Annotated in this window: 2 protein-coding genes; both read right to left on the bottom strand. The window is 64.9% G+C overall.

What is annotated here, in order from left to right:
* Window positions 1-642 (bottom strand): D-alanyl-D-alanine carboxypeptidase (locus tag SI859A1_RS00110; protein WP_244400816.1); only part of this gene is annotated, 642 nt, incomplete at its 3' end.
* A 233-nt stretch (window positions 643-875) separates the two neighbouring features.
* Window positions 876-1,438: zinc-binding alcohol dehydrogenase family protein (locus SI859A1_RS00100; protein WP_009207865.1), on the bottom strand; the 563-nt coding region annotated here is incomplete at its 5' end.

Below are 1,438 nucleotides of genomic sequence, written 5' to 3'. Positions count from 1 at the left end.
ACCCGCATAGCGGATACCGATGCTCGGATCTTCCTGGGTCAGGCTGATCCGGCTGCGACCGTTGGGGCCGCGCGCACGGAACTGGCTGATGGCGAGCGGCGTGATCGGTGTCTGCTCCTCGGCCGACCGGACCGTCTTGCCATTGCGACGGGCGTTGATCGTGTTGAAGTTGACGGCGAGCGCCGAATTCAGCGCGTCGTAGGCTTCGTCGGTGGCCTCGATCCCCGGGATGCGGAGCTCGGCGGGATAGTAGCTCGCATCGACCACGATGCCGGTGAAAGGCTCCGTGCCGGTTTCGTCGAGGAGCTTCGGCGCGAGCACGGCGAGTTCCTCGGAAACCAGGAACGGGTCGCCGCCGCCGCGCACATACAGCACCCTGTCGTCGCCGAGATAGAACTGCGTCTTGAAGCGATAATCGCCGCCCAGCTCCTCCATCGCCAGCCACGCCGTGACGAGCTTGGCGACCGACGCCGGGACGAAGGGCTGGTCGGCGTTCTGGGCAAGCAGCTCGTTGCCGTCTTCGTCCAGCACGAACACCAGCCCGGAGGGCGCCAGGGACGCGATCCTGTCCTTGACGTCAGCGAAGGCCGGGGCTTGCAGCAGAAGCACCGCGAAGACCGTGGCAAGCAGACGAAACCACATGGCGGCTCCAGCATGTTCGGCGTGTCGACGTGTTCCCACACTAGAGGTGCCGAAGCGTTAGGCAAGGCTCTCGACAGAGACGCAGCCCTACCGGCCCTCGCGATACCAGGTCGCCGACAGCGCCATGAGGAGCACGGCAAGGCCGAGGAAGCCGGCGAAGAGGGGCGTACGGTCGACGCCGCGCAGTACGGTCTCGTCGCTGAGGGGTAGACAATCGTTCGAAATCGAAGCTGTCAGAAACCTTCGAGCACGATCTTGCCCTTGGCCCGGCCGGCTTCGGACTTGCGATGTGCTTCCTTCAGGGTCTCGGCATTGATCGGCGTCATCACCTCGCCGAGCGTCGTGCGGATTCTGCCGGTGTCGATCAGCTCGGCGACGTTGTTCAGCAGCTTGCCCTGCTCGTCCATGTCGGCGGTCTCGAACATCGATCGGGTGAACATGAACTCCCAGTGGGTGGACACGGACTTCTGCTTGAAGGCCGAGACGTTCAGCGCCTCGGGGTCGTCGATCAGGCCGAAATGTCCCTGCGGCGCGATCAGTTCGACGATCGCGTCCAGATTGTCGGCGGTCCCGTTGGTCGAGAAGACGAAGCCGGGCGAACCGATGCCGAGGGCCTTGATCTCGTCGGCCAGCGGCTTGCTGTGATCGATCACATGGTGCGCGCCGAGATCCATGACCCAGTCGCGGGTTTCGGGACGTGACGCCGTGGCGATGACCGTCAGGTCGGTCAGGGCCCGAACCAGTTGGATGGCGATCGAGGCGACCCCGCCGGCGCCGCCGATGATCAGGATGGCGT

The sequence above is a fragment of the Aurantimonas manganoxydans SI85-9A1 genome (assembly GCF_000153465.1).
GTDB classification, from domain to species: domain Bacteria; phylum Pseudomonadota; class Alphaproteobacteria; order Rhizobiales; family Rhizobiaceae; genus Aurantimonas; species Aurantimonas manganoxydans.
Note: the sequence above shows the minus strand (reverse complement) of the source record. Positions and strands in the feature narration are given on the sequence as shown.